Source organism: Stenotrophomonas sp. FR012 (assembly GCF_047520565.2).
Taxonomy (GTDB): domain Bacteria; phylum Pseudomonadota; class Gammaproteobacteria; order Xanthomonadales; family Xanthomonadaceae; genus Stenotrophomonas; species Stenotrophomonas sepilia.
Map to the genome: position 1 here is coordinate 46,012 of NZ_JAXBQL020000015.1, position 19,944 is coordinate 65,955.

Below are 19,944 nucleotides of genomic sequence, written 5' to 3' on the forward strand. Positions count from 1 at the left end.
CGCGGCGCGCGGTCCAGCGCCAACGACACCGCCGTGCTCTGGTAGGTGCCAACCTTGGTTGGCACGCGGCAAAGGCGCCCACCAGGGTGGGCATCTACCGGATCACTCCCCGATCCACCCATCCAGCAGATCGGCGAACTCGTCGGCGTGTTCCTCTTCCTGTGCCAGGATCTCTTCGAGGATGCGCTTGGTGGTGGTATCGCGGTCGCCGATGAAGTTGATCATCTCGCGGTAGCTGTCGATGGCGATGCGTTCGGCCACCAGGTTCTCGCGGACCATGTCGCGCAGGTCGCTGCCTTCCTTGTATTCGGCATGCGAGCGCGCGGTCAGCGTATCCGGGTTGAAGTCGGGCTCGCCGCCGAGCTGCACGATGCGCTCGGCCAGCTTGCCGGCATGCGCCTGTTCCTGCTGTGCATGTTCAAGGAATTCAGCTTTCACCGCGTCGGCCAGCATGCCCTTGGCCATGAAGTAGTGCCGGTAGTAGCGCAGCACGCACACGTACTCGGTGGCCAGTGCGTCGTTGAGCAGCTTGATCACCACCTTGCGGTCGGCGCTGTAGCTGTCGGTGATCGCACCATCCTCGATGTTGCGCCGGGCACGCTGGCGCAGGGCCGTGCGCTCGCTGATGCCGGGAATCTGCGCGGTGGGCTTGGGGGCTTTGGCTGGCTTGCTGGACATGGCTGGCCGTTTCCTCTTGCGGTGGGAGATCAGGTGGGCAGGTGCTCCAGCACGTAGTCGGCCGAAGACACTTCGAATTGACCGGGCTGTTCAACCCAGGCGGCGCGGACCACGCCGTCGACCACGAACAGGGCGAAACGGCGCGAGCGGATGCCCATGCCCGAGGCACTGGCGTCGAGCTCCAGGCCGAGCGCACGGGTCAGTTCGGCATTGCCGTCGGACAGCATCAGCAGGCCGTCGGGCACGTGCTGATCGGCGGCCCAGGCCTTCATCACGAACGGGTCGTTGACGGCCATGCAGTAGACATCGATGCCGCGCTGGCGGAAGGCCTCGAATTTCTCGACGTAGCCGGGCAGGTGGCGGGCCGAGCACGTCGGCGTGAACGCGCCGGGCACAGCGAACAGCACCACCTTGCGCGCGTCGAACAGCGAATGCGTATCGAGCGTTTCAATGCCCTCGCGGATGCGCTTGAGGGTGACTTCCGGAATGCGGTCGCCGACATGGATGGTCATGGGGAACTCCTTGCTGGGGCAGCGTAGTGGGCCGGATGGGACAGGGACGTCAAGACATTGGAAAACCGGCGTGCAGGGCCCATCTTCAGGCTTTGCGGAGCGGGCTTCCAGCCATAGCCTGGGGCAGGGCGATGGCAACCGCATTGCGCAGGATCAGTCGGCCTCACCGGGGCCGCACGAGCGACGGCGTAGCATCGCCGGCGCGTAGAATGAACCCGGGGCGGCGCCACCGGCGCGGCCGAAGCAGATCGAGGTAGCTGGATGGAATTCAAGGATTACTACGCCACCCTGGGGGTGGAACCGAGCGCGGGCGAGGCGGAGATCAAGACCGCCTACCGCCGGCTGGCACGCAAGTACCACCCGGACGTCAGCAAGGAGGCCGGGGCCGAAGACAAGTTCAAGGCGGTCAACGAGGCCTACGAGGCGCTGCGCGACCCGGAAAAGCGTGCGGCCTACGACCAGCTGCGCGCGCAGGGCTATCGCCCGGGCGAGGAGTTCAACGTGCCGCCGAACTACGGCGGCGCCGGTGGTTTCAACTTCGAGGAAGTGTTCGGGGGTGGTGGCGCCAACGGCGGCTTCAGCGACTTCTTCGAAAGCCTGTTCGCGCGCCAGCGCGGCGGTGCCGGCCCTGGCCCGGGATTCAGCAGCCAGGGCCATGCGCCCAACCGCGACACCCGCGCCAAGCTGTCGGTACCGCTGGAAGCGGCCTACAGCGGCGACAGCCTGCGCATCACCGTCAACGGCAAGCAGCTGGACGTGCGCGTGCCCAAGGGCATCCGTCCGGGCCAGGTGATCCGCCTGGCGGGGCAGGGCAACCATGGCGGCAACCTGCTGCTGGAAGTGGAGTACGCCGCACACCCGCAGTTCGAGGTCGATGGCCGCAACATCCTCTACACCCTGCCGGTCACGCCGTGGCAGGCCGCGCTGGGCACCAGCATCAGCGTGCCGACCCTGGGCGGCGCGGTGGAACTGAAGATCCCGGCCGACTCCGATGCCGGGCGCAAGCTGCGCCTGCGCGGGCGTGGCCTGCCGGGCAATCCGGATGGCGACCAGATCGTCGAGATCGAGATCGTGGCCCCGGCCGCGACCGACGAGGCGCAGAAGAAGGCCTACCGGAACCTGGCCAAGGCGTTTGGCGAGACGATCTGAGCACGCCTTCCGGTAGTGCCGGCCGCTGGCCGGCAATCACACATCATTGCCGGCCAGCGGCCGGCACTACCGCGCGCGTCTCAGCCCTGCCCGGCGAACACGCGCTCCAGCACTTCGGACAGCTCGTCTTCCGAGAACGGCTTGGTGATGTAGGCCTTGGCGCCTTGGCGCATGCCCCACATGCGGTCGGTATCCTGGTCCTTGGTGGTCACCAGGATCACGGGAATATGCCGGGTTGCCTCGTCGCGGGCGAGGGTGCGGGTGGCCTGGAAGCCGTTGAGATTGGGCATCACCACGTCCATCAGGACCAGGTCGGGCAGCTCGGCCTTGGCGGTTTCGACCCCGGCGGCGCCATCGGTGGCGGTCAGGATCTGGTGCCCGAGCTTCTCGACGATGCGCTGTATCCCCAACAGCTGCGACGGTGAGTCGTCGACGATCAGAATGCGTGCCATGTTGTTCCCCATGTAATGCCCGCAGTGTAGTGCGGGCTCATTACCGGCGGGAGGGGCGCATCTGCCGTCCGTCGCCTGCCTGCTACGTTCAGTCGATCCGCACCACGGTGCGGCCCAGCGAGCCGCCCGCCAGCATCCGCTCGAACACGGCCGGCAGGCCATCAAGGCCAACCTCGGCGGTACAGATGCGGTCCAGGTGCTGCGGTTTCCATTCGTTGCCCAGCCGCGCCCAGACATCCTCGCGCAGCCCGCGTGGCGCATTGGCCGAGGACACGCCCAGCAGCGACACGCCACGCAGGATGAACGGCATCACGGTCATGTCCAGCGCCGGGCTGGCCGCCAGGCCGGCACTGACCACGCTGCCGTAGGGCGCGGTCTGCGCCAGCAGGCTGGCGAGCATGGCGCCGCCGGCATTGTCCAGGCCCCCACCGAAACGCGCCGATTGCAGTGGGCCGGTGTCGGCCAGGGCCTCACGCGGCAGCACCTCGGTGGCGCCGATGGCGTGCAGGAAACCGGTCTGGTCGGGTTTGCCGCTGATCGCATGCACCGTGTAGCCGGCGCGGCTGAAGATCGACAGTGCCAGCGCGCCGACGCCGCCACTGGCGCCGGTGACCGCCAGCGGTCCAAGTTCCGGGCTCTGCCGGTTGTCCTGCATGCGCAGCAGCGCCAACGCCGCGGTGAAGCCGGCGGTGCCCAGCACCATCGCCTCGCGTGGGCTCAGCCCGGTCGGCTGGGCGATCACCGCACGCGATTCCAGCCGCACATACTGGCTGTAGCCGCCGTCGCGGGTCTCGCTGAGGCCGCAGCCGGTGGCCAGCACCGCGTCGCCTTCACGCCATTCCGGATCGGTGCTGGCGACCACGGTGCCGGCTACGTCGATGCCCCCCACCAGCGGGAAGCGGCGCAGGATCTTTCCCTTGCCGGTGCCGGCCAGGGCGTCCTTGTAGTTGACCGAGGACCAGCTGGCGCGGATCAGAACCTGGCCGGGGCTGAGGTCTTCGACCTTGAGCTGGGCCAGGCCGCTGCGGTAACCGGCGTCGTCGTTTTCGATGCGGAAGGCGGTGAACGGGGGGGTGGGGGCCATCGGCATTGCCTGACTTCGAGGAAAACGCCACCTTACCCCGTTGCCCCCCTTTCGATCCTGCCGATCCGCCCCATCTTGTATGATCGGTAATGGTTTCACGGCTGGCGCCGCGGGAAGGGCCCGCGCCGCAGCCCACATCTTGATGGAGCGTGCATGGCCTGGAATACACCCGGCGGCAACAAGGGCGGACAAGGCCCCGAGGACAATCGACGCGGGCCGTTCGGGTCACGCGGCGGTGGCAATGGTGGTGGCTGGGGCGGTTTGCCCGGGCCGCTGAAGGACCTGTTCGACGGCGGCATCGTGCGTTGGGTGGTGGCGGCCGTGGTGCTGCTGGTGCTGTTCTCCAGCTTCCAGTTGATCGGCGAACAGCAGCGTGGCGTGGTCCTGCGCTTCGGCCAGTTCTCGCGCATCCTGCAGCCCGGTCCGAACTTCAAGCTGCCGTGGCCGATCGAATCGGTCACCAAGGTCAACGCCACCGAGATCAAGACGTTCTCGATCCAGGTGCCGGTGCTCACCCGCGACGAGAACATCGTCAACGTCTCGCTGAACGTCCAGTACCGCATCGACGACCCGCAGCAGTACCTGTTCGGCACCGTCGATGCCAACCAGGTGCTGGAGCAGTCGGCGCAGAGCGCGGTGCGCGAGGAAGTCGGCCGTGCCGACCTCAACGCCGTGCTGAACAACCGTGGCCCGCTGGCCGTGGCCGCCGAGGAGCGCCTGCAGGCACTGCTGAAGGCGTTCAAGACCGGCCTGACCGTGACCGGCCTGACCCTGCAGGACGCCCGTCCGCCGGAAGAAGTGAAGCCGGCCTTTGACGAGGTCAACGGTGCCCAGCAGGTCAAGGAACGCCTGATCAACGAGGCCCAGGCCTACGCTGCCAAGGTCGTGCCGGAAGCCCGGGGCCAGGCCTCGCGCGCCCGTACCACCGCCGAAGGCTACAAGCAGGCCGTGGTGTCCAAGGCCGAGGGTGACGCGCAGCGCTTCAGCCTGTTGCAGGCCCAGTACAAGGACGCCCCGGAAGTGACCCGCAAGCGCCTGTGGCTGGAGACCGTGCAGCAGGTGCTTAGCGAGAACCGCAAGGTGATCGGCGGCGATGGCCGCCAGCTGATCTACGTGCCGATGACCGGCGATACCCGTCCCACCACCTCGGCCCCGGCCGCAGTGGCGAACCCGGACGTGGTGATGCCGTCGCTGCCGGGTGCAGCGGTGGAAGCTTCCCGTGATCCGGGCCGGCCGGTGGGCCGCCCGACCGGGCGACCGAGCGGCCGTGAGGAGGGCAGCCGATGAAGAGTCCTATCTGGATCGCCGTGATCGTGGCGGTGGTGCTGGGCCTGCTCGGCTCGGTGTACGTGGTCCGTGAGGACCAGACCGCCATGGTGCTGAACCTGGGCAAGGTGGTGCGTTCGGACATCAAGCCGGGCCTGCATTTCAAGGTGCCGGTGGTGGAAACGGTGAAGGTCTTCGACCGCCGCTTCCAGGTGCTCGACACCGCGCCGGCGCGCTACTTCACCGCCGAGCAGAAGGACGTCAGCGTCGACTTCTTCGCCATCGGCTACATCTCCAACGTAGGTGACTACTTCCGTGCCACCGGCGGCGATCCGCGCATCGCCAATGCCCGCCTGGCACCGATCATCACCGACTCGCTGCGCAACCAGATCAACTCGCGCACCCTGCAGCAGCTGGTGTCCGGCGACCGCAGCGAGCTGATCGCCGAGCAGCTGAAGGGGATCAACGAGGCGGTGGCCGGCCTCGGCATGCAGATGATCGACCTGCGCATCAAGCAGGTGGACCTGCCGACTGACAGCCAGGTGATCAACGACGTGTACGAGCGCATGCGCGCCCAGCGCAAGCAGGAAGCGGCCAAGCTGCGTGCGGAGGGCGAGGAGCAGTCGCTGACCATCCGTGCCCAGGCCGACCGCGACAGCACCGTGCTGATCGCCGAGGCCGAGCGTGATGCACAGCGCCTGCGCGGTGAAGGCGATGCCGAGGCGGCCCGCATCTACGGCAAGGCTGGCTCGGCTGATCCGTCGTTCTATGCGTTCTACCGCAGCCTGGAGGCCTACCGTGGCTCCATGACCGACGGCAATGGCGTGATCGTGCTCGACAAGAACGACCCGTTCCTGCAGTACCTGAAGAACGACCGCTGAGGTCGCAGGGCACTACCCCACGGGGCCCGGCCAGACGCCGGGCCCCGTGCTTTTTCCGGAGTTCCCCATGAAAGATCTGTTCGCCGCCGTCTGCCTGGTCGCGGTGCTGGAAGGCCTGTTCCTGTTCGTGGCGCCGTTCGCCTGGAAGCGTATGGCCGAGCGGCTGCTGGACCTGCCCAGCCCGGCCCTGCGCAGCTTCGGCGGGCTGGTGCTGCTGGCCGGCCTGAGCCTGCTGTGGTGGGTGAGGCATTAGCAGGGGTCAGATCCCTTTCCGCAGGAAAGGGATCTGACCCCATTTCGGTCCCCTGACCGGTGGGTGAAGCCGTCCGTCGGAAAGGTGGCAGCGGACCCCGGAAACCCGGATAATGCACAAAAGCCGGACGGGCCTCCCCGTTCGGCTTTTTCCGTGTCTGGGCCTTCCATCGCCGGCCGCTCCCCGTCTGGAGCCGCCCTCCAGGTGCTGGCCAGCCCCGCCACGGTTTACCCGTCCGCGGCCCCGATGGCCGCAACAAATCGAGGAGCCCGTCATGGGTCAGTCTGTCGTAGTGTTGGGTGCCCAGTGGGGCGATGAAGGCAAGGGCAAGATCGTCGATCTGCTCACTGAGGAAATCGGCGCCGTCGTGCGCTTCCAGGGTGGCCACAATGCCGGCCACACCCTGGTCATCAACGGCAAGAAGACCGTCCTGCACCTGATCCCGTCGGGCATCCTGCGTGACGACGCGCTGTGCCTGATCGGCAACGGCGTGGTGATCTCGCCGGCCGCGCTGCAGAAGGAAATCGCCGAGCTGGAAGCCTCCGGCGTGGAAGTACGTTCGCGCCTGAAGATCTCCCCGGCCGCGCCGCTGATCATGCCGTACCACATCGCCCTGGACCAGGCGCGCGAACGCGCTGCCGGTGGCAAGGCGATCGGCACCACCGGCCGTGGCATCGGCCCGGCCTACGAAGACAAGGTGGCGCGTCGCGGCATCCGCATCGCCGACCTGCATTACCCGAAGCAGCTGGAAGAACTGCTGCGCACCGCGCTGGATTACCACAACTTCGTGCTGACCAAGTATCTGAACACCGATGCGGTCGACTTCCAGAAGACCTTCGACGAGGCGCTGGCCTTCGGCGAATACGTGCAGCCGATGAAGTCCGACGTGGCCGGCATCCTGCACGACCTGCGCAAGCAGGGTAAGCGCGTGCTGTTCGAAGGCGCGCAGGGCGCGCTGCTGGACATCGACCACGGCACCTACCCGTACGTCACCAGCTCCAACACCACCGTCGGTGGCGCGCTGGCCGGTTCCGGCGTTGGCGCCGATTCGATCGACTACGTGCTGGGCATCGCCAAGGCCTACGCCACCCGCGTCGGCGGTGGCCCGTTCCCGACCGAACTGGACGACGAAGTCGGCCAGGGCATTCGTGACCGCGGCGCTGAGTACGGTGCCTCGACCGGCCGCCCGCGTCGCTGCGGCTGGATGGACATCGTCGCACTGAAGCGCGCCGTGGCCATCAACGGCATCAGCGGCCTGTGCATCACCAAGCTGGACGTGCTCGATGGCATGGAAAAGCTGAAGGTCTGCATCGCCTACGAATACAACGGCAAGCGCACCGAATATGCTCCGCTGGATGCGCAGGGCTGGGAAGAGTGCACCCCGGTGTACCTGGAGTTCCCGGGCTGGAGCGAGAACACCCACGGCATCACCCAGTGGGACGAGCTGCCGCCGGCGGCACGCGCCTACCTGCGTTCGCTGGAAGAACTGGCCGGCTGCCCGATCAGCATCGTTTCGACCGGCCCGGACCGCGACCACACCATGGTCCTGCAGGATCCGTTTGCCTGAGTGAGAGACCGGTAGCGCTGGGCCCTGCCTGGTGTTGCTGAAGGAAAAGCCCCGCGCAAGCGGGGCTTTTTCGTTTTCGGTACTGTGGCGGCACAGCCGGCAGGGCAGCGCAGCGATGACGGAGACTTCGGCATGAAGGGCGAGACGGTCGCACGGGTGACTCTGTGGCTGCTGTGGAGCCTGTGGACGCTGGCCTGCATCGTGCTGGTGCTGGGCGCGCTCGCCAATTACCTGGCTTCGCGCACGCAGACCCTGCCGCTGGTGCTGCAGCCGGGCGCGACCGCCGAGATCACGGTGTACCGCTTCATCGACGACCCGCTGCGACTGCGTCTGCGTTATGCGGATGACGGCGCCGATCCGGCGGTCGATCCCGAGCTGCGCCTGCGCGCGGAAACCCCAACCGATCGCACCGAGTTCCGCGCGGAGAGCCGCTCGGCGGTGACCGATCCGGAGATCCATCGCGCACTGGAATCGGTCGAGCGAGACCGGTTCGCCGCCTCGTACTTCGGCTACGGCCGCAGTGACGCACTGCCGCGAGGCCGTTCCTCGCTGCGGCTGACCGTGCTGGAGGTCGATCCGGCGTTGGCCGGCCGTGCGGCCTCGGTGGACCTGCTGCCGCCGATGGACGTGCTGAAGCTGACCGACCTCGACTACCTCTGGCTGTGGCCGTTCTTCTTCTGGAAGATGGCGGCGCTGTTGCTGATGATTCCAGGAGCTGCGTTGGCCGTCTTTACTGTGGCATTGCGACGCTGGCAGCGCCGGGCATCATCGCTGCCGACTTCAGCAGCGGATAGGGATTGATCGACTCTCCCTTCCACCACTGCTTCTCCGGCCCCAGCACATGCACCTCGAAATGCAGGTGTGGGGCCTCGGCGCTGGCGTTGCCCGTGCTGCCGACGTAGCCGATCACCTCGCCGCGCTTGATCACCTGCTTCTCGGCCAGGCCATCGGCGTAGCGCTGCAGGTGCGCGTAGTAGTAGCACCAATGCCCGCTGGGCTCGAACTGGTAGATCGTCAGGCCACCGCGCTCGCTGTCGAACAGTTTCTCCACCGTGCCATCGGCCACCGCCAGCACCGGCGTACCTGCATCGGCCATGATGTCGATGGCATCGTGTACGCGGCCCTCGCTGCGTGCATCGCTGAAGGTGTCGTGCAGCTGCGAGGGCAGGATGCCCTGCACCGGCAGCAGCAAGCCGGACGGTGCATCGGCAGCCTGGGCGGCCGGCGGCGCGGTGGAGGCGGGTGGGGCTGTTGCGCCTGGCGCTGCCGGTTCCGTCACCGGCGCGGCGGCCACCGTCGATGGCGCTTCCGGCAGCGCGTCGGTCACCGGCTCATCCATATCGCGGTGCAGCCACCAACCTGCACCCAATCCCAGCAGAACACCCAGCACGATCAGTTGCGAAAGACGCATCGACTCACTCCTGCATCACGACAGGCACCGAGGTGTCCACTGCGTCGGCCACGCGCAGTGCATCCCAATTGGTCATGCGTACGCAGCCATGCGACTCGGTCTTGCCCACGTGGCCGGGTTCAGGCGTGCCATGCAAGCCGTAATGCGGCTTGGACAGATCGATCCAGACCCGGCCGACCGGATTGTTCGGGCCGGGCGGCAGCGTGGCTTTCTTTTCCCCCTTGCGGGCATCCCAGAACAGCTTGGGGTTGTAGTGGAACGGCGGGTCGCGGTACACGCCCAGGATTTTCCATTCGCCGATCGGCAACGGGTCGTGCTGGCTGCCGGATGAGACAGGCACCTGCGCGATCAGCTTGCCCTGGGCATCCAGCAGTTGCAGGGTCGAGTCGGATTTGTTGACGACCACCTTGGCTGCCTTCGGCAATGCGGCCGGGGCGATGTTGGGGACCTGGATGCGGCTGCCAGCCCTGGTCAGATCCACGCCGGGATTGAGCATCTTCATCAGCTCTGGGGACGCGTGGAAGCGCTCGCCCAGGGCTTCTTCCACACTGCTGTAGCCCAGCGATTTCAGCTTGGCCTGGGCGGCGGGTCCTTTCGGTATCGGCTGGAACGGGCCGGCGACATCCTCAGCAGTCAGCGTGTAGCTGGCCAGCGGCGTGATCGTATCGGCCTGCAGAGCCTTCCAGGTGGCGTCGTCCAGCTCACCCGTTACGGTCAGGCCGTGTGCCGTCTGGAAGCCTGACACCGCCCGCCGCTGGTTGCTGCCTACCTCACCATCAATCTGGCCCGGAGAGAAGTTCGCACGATCCAGCAGCACCTGGGCATGCAGTGCGGAGCGCACTGCGGTGTCCGGGCCAGCCTTCTCGGCAATGGGGGCGGGCAGGTTGGGCGGCGGCGCCTGCGCGAAGGCCGGCGACGCCAGCAGCGAGATGGCGAGCAGGGTGGATCGAGACACAGATGAGCGCATTGGGATCTCCAGCAGGTACGCCGCCACCTTGCCCGCAGGGGGCGCCGGGCCGCCGTGAAAGGGATCTGATGCCCGCATGAGCAGGCATGTCATTGCCGCCGGCTGGCACCGGCAGGTGCCGCTGGGACGGGGACTCACCAAGGTGAACGGTGGCCGACGCCGTCGATGGGCGGTGATCAAGATTGCCTGCCGTGCCGCCGATAAGGCCACATCCCCCCGTTTTGGATACCCCCATGAACTACTTGAGGAACGTCAGGGTTGCCTGGCGTCTTGGGCTGGGCTTTGGCCTGTTGCTGCTGCTGGTTGCCGCCGTAGTGGCCACCGGCGCCACCGCCAGCGTCGTGCAGAAGCGCGCGATGCAGCAGGTGGTCGACGTCAGCGTGGCCAAGGTGCGCCTGTTGTCGCAGATGCTCGACGCCAACAACCAGATGATGGTGGTGCGCCGCGAGATGCTGATCCGCCAAGGCGAAGACCGCGGCAGCGATGAGAAGCGCATTGCCGATCTGGTCAAGCGCTATGAGGCCAGCTGGACCGCCTACCAGGCACTGCCAGGCGATGCGGAGGGCAAGGCCATCGCGGAAACCATCGCGGCCAAGCGTGCCATCGCGCGCCCGCTCAACAAGCAGACCAGCGAACTGATGGAGCAGGGCGACTACCCGGGCGCCGTGGCGCTGACCCTGGGGCCGGTGCAGGAAGCCGCCAACGGCTGGAACAAGGCGCTGTCCGATGGCGTGGACTTCGAGGAGAAGGAAAGCCGTGAGGCTGCCGCCGAGGCGATCCGCCTGGGCGAGCGCAGCCTGCTGCAGCTGCTGGTGCTGGGCGGCGTCGCGCTGCTGGTGGGCATCGGTGCCTCGGTGATGATCGGCCGCAGCCTGACCGGTCCGCTGGCGCGCGCGGTGAACCTGGCCGAGCGCCTGTCCAAGGGCCAGCTGGATCAGGAATTCCGCCTCGGCGGCCGTGACGAACTGACCCAGCTGGGCGAGGCGATGGCCAGCGTGCGCCAGAGTGTGCAGGCGGCGATCGGCGCGCAGCTGCAGATGGCCGAGCAGCACGAGGCCGGCGCAATCCGCTATCGCATGGACGCCAGCGCGTTCCCCGGTGATTTCGGCCGCATGGTGCAGGCCACCAACAGCCTGGTCGAATCGCACGTGCAGGTGGAACTGCTGATGGCCGAGGTGATGCAGCGTTACGCCATGGGTGACCTCAGCCGCGACCTGCCGGACTACCCGGGTGAGAAGGGCACGCTGACCCGCACCCTGGCGGCGGTGAAGCAGAGCCTGATGGCGATCAACGCGCAGATCGATGAACTGGCCCGTGCCGCACGCGCCGGCGATTTCAGCATGCGTGGCGATGCCGCTGCGTTCCAGTACCAGTTCAAGACGATGGTCGAGCACCTCAACGGCATGATGGCCAGTTCGCAGGCCAGCATCGCCGATGTTTCCGACGTGCTGCGCGCGATCTCGCATGGCGACCTGACCGCACGCATGGAGGGCGAGTACGACGGCGTGTTTGCGCGCATGCGCGACGATGCCAACACCACCACCGCGCAGCTGACCGGCATTGTCCGCGGCATCCAGGTGGCTGCCGACAGCATCAACAACGCGGCCCAGGAACTGGCCGCCGGCAACAACGACCTGTCGCGCCGCACCGAGCAGCAGGCCGCGAATCTGGAAGAAGCGGCCGCGTCGATGGAGGAGCTGACCTCCACCGTACGCCAGAACGCCGAACTGGCGCGTCAGGCCGACAGCGAAGCGCATGCCGCCGGTGCCGCCGTGCGCGAGACCGAGCAGGCGATGGCACAGATGGCATCGGTGATGGGCGAAATCGATCAATCCTCGGCGCGCATCTCGGAAATCTCCACGGTGATCGACGGCATCGCGTTCCAGACCAACATCCTGGCGCTGAATGCCGCAGTGGAAGCTGCGCGTGCAGGCGAGCAGGGCCGTGGCTTTGCCGTGGTCGCCAGCGAAGTGCGCACGCTCGCACAGCGTGCCGGTGTCGCCGCCAAGGAGATCAAGGAACTGATCGAGGACGCCGCTTCCAAGGTGAAGAGTGGCCTGGCGGTGACCGTTGAATCGGAAGCCGCGATCGCACGCGTGGCGCAGGCCAGTTCGCGCACCACCCAGCTGATGAGCGACATCGCAGCGGCCAGCAAGGAGCAGGCCGCCGGCATCGAGCAGGTCAACCAGGTGGTGGTGCAGATGGACCAGGTGACCCAGCAGAACGCCGCGCTTGTGGAAGAAGCCACTGCCGCGAGCCGCGCGCTGGAAGAACAGGCGCATGCACTGACCACGTCAGTGGCGGTATTCCAGCTGGAGCAGGGGCCGCGCATGCCGGTCATGCCGGCGCGGGCGGCGTAAGCGACCTGTAACTGGATACTGGATGGCGCCCTGCCTGCGATGTCCCGCATGCAGGGCGTCGACGCACCCCACCGGACCGACGCCGCGGGCTAGCGCCCGCGGGCTGAGCGTTCGATCAGCCAGCCGGCGGCGTACAGCAACAGCAGTGTCGGCGGAACCAGCACTGCATATGCGGTCGACCAGGGTTTGCCACGCAGCAGGCCGCCTGCGCCGATGGCATCGAGTGCGGCAGACTGCAGGGTGATGGGGAGCGCCATCAGGATATAGGTACCCTTCGGGTCCCCCTCCGACTGCGCGCCGTGAACCAGCCATGCGGTCAACAGCAGGTAGACCACGCAAAGCGCAAGACCGGTCCAGCTCAGGAGTCGCCGCATCTTCATCCGCATGCCCCGGTTCAACGGACGTCGAAGCGGGCCTGCAGCGGCAGGCTCACCTTCCGCAGCAGATCCCGGACCACCACCTGCGCAGTCCACGTGCCTTTGGGATCACCGGCCTCAGCGACGAACTTCAGGTGCAGGTTGGTCATGTACAGCAGGTTTGGCGGGCCGGTCAGGGCGGCGGTGAAACAGGGAACATCGCGTTCGTCGATACTGGTACTGCCGTCCGGGCGCAGCATGCGCAGATCGCAGTGCACCTTGGGTACGCGGTTCTCGTCCAGTTGCGGGTTGGAGAGGAATGTCAGCAGGAACAACTCACCGCCCAGGTGGACTTCGTTGGCCTCGTTGAAGCCGGGAGTGGTCTCCGGCGGGGTCTCCCACTTGGCCCGCCAGTCGGCATCGGAAGTGACCAGAAGCGATGCCGCGAAGCCGCCGCTGGATTTCATGGCATCGGTCTCCGTCAACGCCTTGCCATCCCCATTTATCCAACCATCGCTGGCGGAGCTGTTCAGTGGCAGCATCATGGCCATCATGGCCAGCGCGCAGGTCCATCGCATCAACGGCTCTCCCGGGTAGCCGCGTCCCGCGGCAGAGCGGGTAGTATTGCCCAACATTGGCCGGCAAAGCAGCAGGACAGCCTGGGCAGGGGTTCCGTTGCCTGCCGATGCGGGTGATGCTTGCCGGCAAAGGAGGTGGCATGGGAATCGGGAGCGAGGAAACGCCGATCTTTTTCCCTGCATCGGCCGCGCCGCAGCACGTGCTGATGCTGCCCGGTCTGGATGGCTCCAGCAGGCTGTCGCCCCCGTTCCTGTCGGCACTCCAGGCTTACGGTCTGACAACGCAGGCGATCACGCTGCCCGCGCAGGGACCGCAGGATCACGCCACGCTTGCCCAACGGCTGTGGTCGCAGCTGCCCAGTCGTCCCTTCATCCTGCTCGCCGAGTCTTTCTCGGGCCCGTTGGCTGTTGAACTGGCCACGCGCCATCCCACCGGGCTGCGCGGACTGGTGCTTGCAGCGACCTTTGCGCGTCGGCCGGTGCCACTGCCGGCAGCCAGCGCAGCCCTGCTGTCGCCGGCCTGGCCGCTGCCTCCCGTGGCATTGCTGGCGCGCCTGTTGCTGGGGCCGTGGTACACCCGCGGGCACACGTCGATGCTGCGCGAAGCGTTGGCCAGGACTCCGACGAGCACGTTGCGGCAACGCGCCGCAGCGACCCTGCGGGTCGACGTGCGTGCATTGCTGCCAGCAATCCAGGTGCCGACGCTGTGCCTGCACGCGTACCATGACCGCCTGCTGTGGCCGCCCAGCGTGGCCGAGCTGCAGGCCCTGTTGCCCGATGCCCGCCATGTGTCGTTGGAGGGGCCACATCTGCTGCTGCAGGCGCGTGCCGACGCAGCTGCAGCCGAAGTGGCCGCGTGGATGAGGACGTTGCCGCGTTGAACGATGCGCTCAGCTGCGGGCGCGGGTACGTGCCGCTTTTCTGGCCGCCACCTTGCGCACGGTCTTCTTCGCCGCACGGGTCTTGGCCGCCTTCTTCGCTGCAGCACTGCGCGAGGCGGCTGTACCGGCCTTCTTGACCGCTGTCTTCTTTGCGGCCTTCTTGGTGGCGGTCTTACGAGCCGGTGCCTTCTTTGCCGCCGCCTTCTTCGCAGGCGCCTTCTTCGCGGCCGTCGCCTTGGTCGTGGCCTTCTTTGCGGCTGACTTCCTGGCAGGCGCCTTGCTGGCCGCCTTCTTGCTCGCGGCCTTCTTCGTACCCTTGCGTGCGCTGCCGCTACGTTTGCCGCCACCGTCCTGCTTGTTCACGGTGGCCCAGGCGATGCGCTCGGCAGTCCCTTCACTTGCGCCGCGCTCGCGCTCGCTGTCCTCGATGTGCTCGGCCTGGCGCTTCTGTTTCTCCGTATATGCGGATTTGTCACCACGGGGCATGACGGATCTCCTGTCGTAGTAGTCAGGCCAGCAGGCGCAGCTTCGGTTCACGCGCCCATTGGCGGGTGGCGGCCGCCGCCAGGAAGGCCTTGGCGTCTTCCGCTTCGACGATGCCGGCATCGTTGCCGACCCGCGCCGCCTTCAGCAGCGTCTGGCCGCCTGCGTCGCTGGCGATGGCCTTCAGGTGTGCCCAAGCCTGGCTGACGAATTCGACGGCTGCACTCTCTTTCGACAAGGCCTTCGCGGCTTCCGGGCTGAGCACCACAGCCACCGCATCGAACACAGCCGATGGCGTGCCCGCCAGTTGCCCATCCGCCGCCTGCATCGCCCCATCGCTCAGCGTGGCGCCGCCTACTTTGGGCGCGACCAGCTTCACGTCTGCACCCGCCTTCCGGGCCGCTTTGCTCAGGCTGGCCATCACGCGCGCGTCGGAGCCCTCATCAAACAGAATGCCGATGCTGCGCCCTTGCAGGGTGGGCTTGTTGCGCCCGATCACGCGCACCTCGGGAGCGGCAGGCATGTCCTGCACCGGCGTGGCGGTCGGCGCGGGGTCGGGCAGTGCAGGCAACGCGAGCCCATCAGCTACGCGCTGTGCCAGTGATTCGTCGATGTTGCGCAGGTGGCTGACGGTACGCACCCGCACCTTGAGTGTTTCCACCTTGGACAATTCGAACACGAGTGCCGATGCCAGATGCGCCTGTTCCGGCTTCTCAAGGCTACGGAAGAACATCCGGGCCTGGCTGTAGTGGTCGGCGAAGCTCTCCGCGCGGGTGCGGCCCTTGCGGCCATCGTCGGCGCTGGCGTGGCTGCGGAAACCTGCGGGCGTCTCGCGCGGCGAGTCCTCCTGCAGCGAGCTGGGATCGTAGGCCACGCGGCCCTTGGGCACCTGCATCTGCATGTGGCCATCGCGCTGATGATTGGCAAGCGGGCACTTCGGAGCATTCACCGGGATCTGGTGGAAGTTCGGGCCGCCAAGGCGCAGCAGCTGGGTGTCCAGGTAGGAGAACAGGCGGCCCTGCAGCAGCGGATCGTTGCTGAAGTCGATGCCCGGCGGCACGTTGGCCGGGCAGAACGCCACCTGCTCGGTCTCAGCGAAGAAGTTGTCGGGCCAGCGGTCCAGCACCATGCGCCCGATCACCTGCAGCGGTACCAGCGATTCAGGGATGATCTTGGTCGGATCCAGGTGATCGAACGGAAATGCCTCGGCGTCCTCTTCCGTGAACAGCTGTACCGCCAGTTCCCACTCGGGGAAATCACCGCGCTGGATGGCCTCGAACAGGTCGCGGCGATGGAAGTCATTGTCAGCCGATTGCAGTTTCAACGCTTCGTCCCAGACTGTTGACTGGATGCCCAGCCTGGGTCGCCAGTGGAATTTGACGAAGGTCGACTCGCCCGCCTCGTCCAGCAGGCGGAAGCTGTGCACACCGAAGCCTTCGATCATCCGCAGCGAACGCGGGATGGCGCGGTCGCTCATCGCCCACATGATCATGTGCATCGACTCGGGCATCAGCGAAATGAAGTCCCAGAAGGTGTCATGGGCTGAGGCGGCCTGCGGGAACGCACGGTCTGGTTCCATCTTCACCGCATGCACCAGGTCCGGGAATTTCATGGCGTCCTGGATGAAGAACACCGGAATGTTGTTGCCAACCAGATCCCAGTTGCCCTCCTTGGTATAGAACTTGACCGCGAAGCCGCGCACGTCGCGGGGGGTATCCACCGAGCCCGCGCCGCCGGCTACCGTCGAGAAACGGGTGAACACGGGCGTCTTGACGCCTACCTCGGTCAGGATACGCGCGCGGGTATGGGCGGCCAGTGACCGGGTCAACTCGAAGTAGCCATGTGCCGCGCTGCCACGTGCGTGCACGATGCGCTCGGGAATGCGTTCGTGATCGAAGTGGGTGATCTTCTCGCGAAGGATGAAGTCTTCCAGCAGCGTGGGCCCTCGAGTTCCCTGCCGCAGGGAGTTCTGGTTGTCTGCCACCGGGATGCCCTGATCGGTGGTCATCGCCGGGTGGCTGCCGCCGGCGCGCGGGTGCAGTTCATCGCCATTGCCGCGGTGGTGGTTTTCGATTGCGCGCTTGCCGGTCGGCTTGCTGGCGGCCATGGGGGGCTCCGGATCATCAAGGGAACCACGACACTGGAACCAGCCCCGTTAAACCGAGGTCCGGCAGAGGTGAACGTACAGGCAAAAGCAGGCTCGGGTATGCTTGCTCCATGCGAGTCGAGCCCGCCGACATCGAAGCCCTGTTCGACGCCATCCCGGACGTGCTGTTCTTCATCAAGGACCGCCAGGGGCGGTACACCCACGTCAACCAGACCATGCTGCGACGGCTGGGCCTGCGCGCACGCAAGGACGTGATCGGGCGCACAGCGGCCGAGATCTACCCGACCGGCCTCAGCGCGGACTATGTCGACCAGGACGCCCGCGTGCTGTCCGGCGAGGTGATCGAGAACCTGATGGAGCTGCACCTGTTCGCCAACCGCGAACCGGGCTGGTGCCTGACCTGCAAGCGCCCGCTGCTGGTCGACGGGGCCATCGAGGGCCTGATCGGCATTTCCCGCGATCTGGGCCAGAAGGACAGCCTGGGCGCCCAGTACGAGCAGCTGCGGCTGGCGCTGGCCCACCTCAACGCGCACTACGCCGAGAACGTGCGCATGCAGACCCTGCTGGACATCACAGGCTTTTCGCTGTCCAAGCTGGAGCGCAGTTTCCGCAAGGTGTTCCAGATGACCCCGCAGCAGGTGCTGACCCGGCTGCGGATCCAGATGGCCATGCACCTGTTGCATGGCGACGACAGCATTGCCTGCATCGGCCAGGCCTGCGGTTTCAGCGACCAGAGCGCCTTCACCCGCAAGTTCAAGGCTGAAACCGGTTTCTCGCCGCGCGCCTATCGCGCCCGGATCGGCGGCAACGTCGGCGAGCCCGCACTGGCCTGAGCCCCCTGCTGCGCTGTGCCTATCCCCGCGGGCCTGGGACAGGGTAAGGTGTCGCCCCTGTAGCCCGCCGCCAGCCCCGCCGATGCCCAATTCGATTCCGACCGCTTCGCCGTCCCGCCTCGGACATTCGCTCAAGCCCCGCCAGCTGATCATGATGGGCCTGGGCAGTGCCATCGGCGCCGGCCTGTTCCTCGGCTCGGGCGTGGGTGTGCAGGCGGCCGGTCCGGCGGTTCTGGTCTCGTATCTGGTCGCTGGCGCGCTGGTGATCATCGTGATGAACGCACTGGGCGAGATGGCGGCGGCCAAACCGACCAGCGGCGCGTTCTCGGTGTACGCCGCCGATGCCATGGGCGCCACCGCTGGCGCCACGGTCGGCTGGTTGTGGTGGGTGCAGCTGGTGATCGTGATCGCCGCCGAGGCGGTGGGTGCGGCCGGGTTGCTTGCCACGGTCTGGCCGGTGGTGCCGGTGCCGATGGCTGCGTTGGCCTTCATGCTGTTCTTCACTGCGATCAACCTGCTCGGGGTGAAGAACTTCGGCGAGTTCGAATTCTGGTTCGCCATCCTGAAAGTGGCGGCGATCCTGGCCTTCATTGCCATCGGCGTGGCACTGCTGATGGGCTGGCTGCCGCAGGTCACCTCACCTGGCCTGAGCAACTTCACCGAACACGGTGGTTTCGCACCGAAGGGCCTGGCTGGGATCGGTGCGGCGCTGCTGGTTGTCGTTTTTGCCTTCGGTGGCACCGAAATCGTTGCCGTTGCGGCGGCCGAAACCGAAGATCCCGAACGCAGCATCGCCCGTGCCATCCGTACCGTGGCCTGGCGCATCCTGGTGTTCTACATCGGCTCGCTGAGCGTGATCATCGCCGTGGTGCCCTGGACCAGCGAAGCACTGAAGTCGCCCTTTGCCGCCGTGCTGGACATCGCGCGCATTCCGGGCGCCGGCACTGCGATCACCCTGATCGCGGTGATCGCGCTGCTGTCGGCACTCAATGCCAACCTCTACGGCGCCTCGCGCATGATGTATTCGCTGGCGCAGCGCCGCGAAGCGCCGGCCGTGCTGGGCTGGACCGATCCGCGGCAGGTGCCGGTCATCGCCGTGCTGGCCAGCGTGCTGTTCGGCTTTGCGGCCACGGTGATGGAGCTGCTGTTCCCGGACCGGGTGCTGCCGGTGCTGCTGAACATCGTCGGTTCCACCTGCCTGCTGGTGTGGACGCTGTCGCTGGTTTCGCAGCTGGTACTGCGCCGCCGCGCCGATCGCCTGGGTACCCGCCTGCCGTTCCGCATGGCCGGTTTCCCGTGGCTGACCTGCTGCGCGCTGGCGATCCTGGCGTTGATCTTCGGCCTGCTGCTGAGTGAGTCGCACACCCGCCTGCAGTTCCTGTCGATGGTGGCATTGACCGCCACGATTGCCGCCGGCAGCGCCATCGCACGGCGCATGCGCCAGGCGTGACTGCCGCTGTAGAACCCACCCTACGGTCGGCCGCGGTTGCCGTGGTTTCTGTAGAGCCGACCCTGTGGTTGGCTGCTGTTCGCGTAGCCGCCAGCCGAGCGCGGGCTCGGTTCTACAGCCGGCATACATCTGCCGTGCCATCCTGATCGCGTGGGCCGCCAGCGGCCCGTCGACCAGGAGTACCGCATGCTGCGCAGCCGTCCCTTCCTGATGTTCACCGGCCAGGCCGAGGCCGCCCTGGCCCTGTACGCCGAAGCCTTCGCCGATTTCCGCCTGCTGGCCCTGCAACGCCACCCCGAGGGGGCCGGCGCCGGCGTGCCCGGCCAGGTCCGCCAGGCGATCTTCCTGCTCGGTGGCACCCATTACCTGTGCTTCGACAGCCTGGATGTGCACGACTTCACCTTCAGCCCGTCGATCTCGCTGTTCGTCGAGTGCTCCGGTGCCGAGCAGTTCGAGCGTGCGGCACGCGTGCTGGGCGAGGGCGGCCATTGGTTGATGCCGGTGAGTGACTACGACTTCAGCAACCGCTATGGGTGGGTGCAGGACCGCTTCGGCGTATCGTGGCAGTTGAGCCTGGGACAGATGCCGGACCCGTGATCGGGTAATTGTGGGTGTGGACCCTGGTCCACACGCCCTCATGAAAACGGCCCGCTTGCGCGGGCCGTTTTCTTTATCG

General features: G+C 66.8%; 20 protein-coding genes and 1 pseudogene. 11 read left to right on the top strand and 10 right to left on the bottom strand.

Annotated features, from left to right (window positions below; translation table 11 throughout):
- Positions 1 to 102 precede the first annotated feature (102 nt).
- On the bottom strand, positions 103 to 678 hold the full coding sequence (locus ACM0O9_RS18025) for a ferritin-like domain-containing protein (RefSeq protein WP_065178220.1): 576 nt from the start codon (positions 676 to 678) through the stop codon (positions 103 to 105).
- Between the two features lie 29 nt (positions 679 to 707).
- Positions 708 to 1,190 carry a peroxiredoxin gene (locus ACM0O9_RS18030; protein WP_005418341.1) on the bottom strand — a complete coding sequence of 161 codons (483 nt, stop codon included), beginning with the start codon at positions 1,188 to 1,190 and terminating at the stop codon, positions 708 to 710.
- Between the two features lie 261 nt (positions 1,191 to 1,451).
- Here ACM0O9_RS18030 and ACM0O9_RS18035 point away from each other — a divergent pair, with 261 nt between their 5' ends.
- Positions 1,452 to 2,339 (top strand): DnaJ C-terminal domain-containing protein, encoded by an 888-nt coding sequence (locus tag ACM0O9_RS18035; RefSeq protein ID WP_005418339.1) that lies wholly within the window; start codon positions 1,452 to 1,454, stop codon positions 2,337 to 2,339.
- 80 nt (positions 2,340 to 2,419) lie between these two features.
- Here ACM0O9_RS18035 and pilH read toward each other — a convergent pair whose 3' ends face one another.
- A complete protein-coding gene (gene pilH / locus ACM0O9_RS18040; protein ID WP_005410644.1) occupies positions 2,420 to 2,791 on the bottom strand; it encodes a twitching motility response regulator PilH in 372 nt (123 codons plus the stop codon).
- A gap of 88 nt (positions 2,792 to 2,879) precedes the next feature.
- The gene (locus ACM0O9_RS18045) at positions 2,880 to 3,875 is read right to left on the bottom strand and encodes a YhdH/YhfP family quinone oxidoreductase (protein WP_188239623.1); all 996 of its coding nucleotides are present in this window, start codon (positions 3,873 to 3,875) and stop codon (positions 2,880 to 2,882) included.
- A 153-nt stretch (positions 3,876 to 4,028) separates the two neighbouring features.
- Between ACM0O9_RS18045 and hflK the strand changes: the two genes are divergently transcribed.
- The 5 genes from hflK to ACM0O9_RS18070 all read left to right on the top strand — a co-directional run bounded on the left by hflK (position 4,029) and on the right by ACM0O9_RS18070 (position 8,643).
- Complete coding sequence (gene hflK, locus ACM0O9_RS18050; protein ID WP_005418335.1) at positions 4,029 to 5,162, top strand: FtsH protease activity modulator HflK; 1,134 nt, start codon at positions 4,029 to 4,031, stop codon at positions 5,160 to 5,162.
- Positions 5,159 to 6,022 carry a protease modulator HflC gene (gene hflC, locus ACM0O9_RS18055; protein ID WP_005414169.1) on the top strand — a complete coding sequence of 288 codons (864 nt, stop codon included), beginning with the start codon at positions 5,159 to 5,161 and terminating at the stop codon, positions 6,020 to 6,022. Before hflK ends, hflC begins: the two co-directional genes overlap by 4 nt.
- Before the next feature lie 67 nt (positions 6,023 to 6,089).
- Complete coding sequence (locus ACM0O9_RS18060) at positions 6,090 to 6,275, top strand: DUF2065 domain-containing protein (RefSeq protein ID WP_005414170.1); 186 nt, start codon at positions 6,090 to 6,092, stop codon at positions 6,273 to 6,275.
- Positions 6,276 to 6,549: 274 nt separating this feature from the next.
- Positions 6,550 to 7,842: an adenylosuccinate synthase gene (locus ACM0O9_RS18065; protein WP_005418326.1), complete on the top strand. Its 1,293-nt coding sequence runs from the start codon at positions 6,550 to 6,552 to the stop codon at positions 7,840 to 7,842.
- Positions 7,843 to 7,974: 132 nt separating this feature from the next.
- Positions 7,975 to 8,643, top strand: coding sequence for a hypothetical protein (locus ACM0O9_RS18070; RefSeq protein ID WP_095378356.1), 669 nt, complete (start codon positions 7,975 to 7,977; stop codon positions 8,641 to 8,643).
- On the opposite strand, the gene ACM0O9_RS18075 is transcribed toward ACM0O9_RS18070, so the two are convergent.
- Positions 8,573 to 9,253, bottom strand: coding sequence for a M23 family metallopeptidase (locus ACM0O9_RS18075; RefSeq protein ID WP_164093586.1), 681 nt, complete (start codon positions 9,251 to 9,253; stop codon positions 8,573 to 8,575). The two genes, ACM0O9_RS18070 and ACM0O9_RS18075, sit on opposite strands and share 71 nt — an antisense overlap.
- 4 nt (positions 9,254 to 9,257) lie before the next feature.
- The gene (locus ACM0O9_RS18080) at positions 9,258 to 10,220 is read right to left on the bottom strand and encodes a L,D-transpeptidase family protein (protein WP_414604048.1); all 963 of its coding nucleotides are present in this window, start codon (positions 10,218 to 10,220) and stop codon (positions 9,258 to 9,260) included.
- A gap of 233 nt (positions 10,221 to 10,453) precedes the next feature.
- Between ACM0O9_RS18080 and ACM0O9_RS18085 the strand changes: the two genes are divergently transcribed.
- Positions 10,454 to 12,580 carry a methyl-accepting chemotaxis protein gene (locus ACM0O9_RS18085; RefSeq protein WP_095378358.1) on the top strand — a complete coding sequence of 709 codons (2,127 nt, stop codon included), beginning with the start codon at positions 10,454 to 10,456 and terminating at the stop codon, positions 12,578 to 12,580.
- Between the two features lie 89 nt (positions 12,581 to 12,669).
- Here ACM0O9_RS18085 and ACM0O9_RS18090 read toward each other — a convergent pair whose 3' ends face one another.
- Positions 12,670 to 12,960, bottom strand: coding sequence for a hypothetical protein (locus tag ACM0O9_RS18090; RefSeq protein ID WP_032954416.1), 291 nt, complete (start codon positions 12,958 to 12,960; stop codon positions 12,670 to 12,672).
- A gap of 14 nt (positions 12,961 to 12,974) precedes the next feature.
- Entirely contained in the window at positions 12,975 to 13,478 is a 504-nt protein-coding gene (locus ACM0O9_RS18095; RefSeq protein ID WP_231114061.1) for a hypothetical protein, read from the bottom strand.
- Positions 13,479 to 13,654: 176 nt separating this feature from the next.
- Between ACM0O9_RS18095 and ACM0O9_RS18100 the strand changes: the two genes are divergently transcribed.
- Positions 13,655 to 14,395 carry an alpha/beta fold hydrolase gene (locus ACM0O9_RS18100; RefSeq protein ID WP_065196927.1) on the top strand — a complete coding sequence of 247 codons (741 nt, stop codon included), beginning with the start codon at positions 13,655 to 13,657 and terminating at the stop codon, positions 14,393 to 14,395.
- A gap of 9 nt (positions 14,396 to 14,404) precedes the next feature.
- Here ACM0O9_RS18100 and ACM0O9_RS18105 read toward each other — a convergent pair whose 3' ends face one another.
- Both ACM0O9_RS18105 and ACM0O9_RS18110 read right to left on the bottom strand, forming a co-directional pair.
- The gene (locus ACM0O9_RS18105) at positions 14,405 to 14,881 is read right to left on the bottom strand and encodes a hypothetical protein (protein ID WP_072168595.1); all 477 of its coding nucleotides are present in this window, start codon (positions 14,879 to 14,881) and stop codon (positions 14,405 to 14,407) included.
- A gap of 22 nt (positions 14,882 to 14,903) precedes the next feature.
- Positions 14,904 to 16,937, bottom strand: a pseudogene (locus tag ACM0O9_RS18110) (catalase); the annotation flags it as partial.
- Positions 16,938 to 17,095: 158 nt separating this feature from the next.
- On the opposite strand from ACM0O9_RS18110, the gene ACM0O9_RS18115 reads away from it, so the two are divergent.
- The 3 genes from ACM0O9_RS18115 (at position 17,096) to ACM0O9_RS18125 (ending at position 19,865) form a co-directional block, all read left to right on the top strand.
- The gene (locus tag ACM0O9_RS18115) at positions 17,096 to 17,818 is read left to right on the top strand and encodes a helix-turn-helix transcriptional regulator (protein WP_005418296.1); all 723 of its coding nucleotides are present in this window, start codon (positions 17,096 to 17,098) and stop codon (positions 17,816 to 17,818) included.
- 82 nt (positions 17,819 to 17,900) lie between these two features.
- Entirely contained in the window at positions 17,901 to 19,268 is a 1,368-nt protein-coding gene (locus tag ACM0O9_RS18120; RefSeq protein WP_053500677.1) for an amino acid permease, read from the top strand.
- A 186-nt stretch (positions 19,269 to 19,454) separates the two neighbouring features.
- Complete coding sequence (locus tag ACM0O9_RS18125) at positions 19,455 to 19,865, top strand: VOC family protein (protein ID WP_235649436.1); 411 nt, start codon at positions 19,455 to 19,457, stop codon at positions 19,863 to 19,865.
- Positions 19,866 to 19,944 lie beyond the last annotated feature (79 nt).

Excerpts from the sequence above, each read along its gene's own strand:
- hflC (WP_005414169.1), top strand. The coding sequence starts at position 5,159 with ATGAAGAGTCCTATCTGGATCGCCGTGATCGTGGCGGTGGTGCTGGGC.
- ACM0O9_RS18125 (WP_235649436.1), top strand. The coding sequence starts at position 19,455 with ATGCTGCGCAGCCGTCCCTTCCTGATGTTCACCGGCCAGGCCGAGGCC.
- ACM0O9_RS18115 (WP_005418296.1), top strand. The coding sequence starts at position 17,096 with ATGCGAGTCGAGCCCGCCGACATCGAAGCCCTGTTCGACGCCATCCCG.
- ACM0O9_RS18025 (WP_065178220.1), bottom strand. The coding sequence starts at position 678 with ATGTCCAGCAAGCCAGCCAAAGCCCCCAAGCCCACCGCGCAGATTCCC.
- ACM0O9_RS18090 (WP_032954416.1), bottom strand. The coding sequence starts at position 12,960 with ATGAAGATGCGGCGACTCCTGAGCTGGACCGGTCTTGCGCTTTGCGTG.
- ACM0O9_RS18120 (WP_053500677.1), top strand. The coding sequence starts at position 17,901 with ATGCCCAATTCGATTCCGACCGCTTCGCCGTCCCGCCTCGGACATTCG.
- ACM0O9_RS18030 (WP_005418341.1), bottom strand. The coding sequence starts at position 1,190 with ATGACCATCCATGTCGGCGACCGCATTCCGGAAGTCACCCTCAAGCGC.
- hflK (WP_005418335.1), top strand. The coding sequence starts at position 4,029 with ATGGCCTGGAATACACCCGGCGGCAACAAGGGCGGACAAGGCCCCGAG.
- ACM0O9_RS18065 (WP_005418326.1), top strand. The coding sequence starts at position 6,550 with ATGGGTCAGTCTGTCGTAGTGTTGGGTGCCCAGTGGGGCGATGAAGGC.
- ACM0O9_RS18045 (WP_188239623.1), bottom strand. The coding sequence starts at position 3,875 with ATGGCCCCCACCCCCCCGTTCACCGCCTTCCGCATCGAAAACGACGAC.
- ACM0O9_RS18035 (WP_005418339.1), top strand. The coding sequence starts at position 1,452 with ATGGAATTCAAGGATTACTACGCCACCCTGGGGGTGGAACCGAGCGCG.
- ACM0O9_RS18060 (WP_005414170.1), top strand. The coding sequence starts at position 6,090 with ATGAAAGATCTGTTCGCCGCCGTCTGCCTGGTCGCGGTGCTGGAAGGC.
- pilH (WP_005410644.1), bottom strand. The coding sequence starts at position 2,791 with ATGGCACGCATTCTGATCGTCGACGACTCACCGTCGCAGCTGTTGGGG.
- ACM0O9_RS18105 (WP_072168595.1), bottom strand. The coding sequence starts at position 14,881 with ATGCCCCGTGGTGACAAATCCGCATATACGGAGAAACAGAAGCGCCAG.
- ACM0O9_RS18100 (WP_065196927.1), top strand. The coding sequence starts at position 13,655 with ATGGGAATCGGGAGCGAGGAAACGCCGATCTTTTTCCCTGCATCGGCC.
- ACM0O9_RS18095 (WP_231114061.1), bottom strand. The coding sequence starts at position 13,478 with ATGCTGCCACTGAACAGCTCCGCCAGCGATGGTTGGATAAATGGGGAT.
- ACM0O9_RS18075 (WP_164093586.1), bottom strand. The coding sequence starts at position 9,253 with ATGCGTCTTTCGCAACTGATCGTGCTGGGTGTTCTGCTGGGATTGGGT.
- ACM0O9_RS18070 (WP_095378356.1), top strand. The coding sequence starts at position 7,975 with ATGAAGGGCGAGACGGTCGCACGGGTGACTCTGTGGCTGCTGTGGAGC.
- ACM0O9_RS18085 (WP_095378358.1), top strand. The coding sequence starts at position 10,454 with ATGAACTACTTGAGGAACGTCAGGGTTGCCTGGCGTCTTGGGCTGGGC.
- ACM0O9_RS18080 (WP_414604048.1), bottom strand. The coding sequence starts at position 10,220 with ATGCGCTCATCTGTGTCTCGATCCACCCTGCTCGCCATCTCGCTGCTG.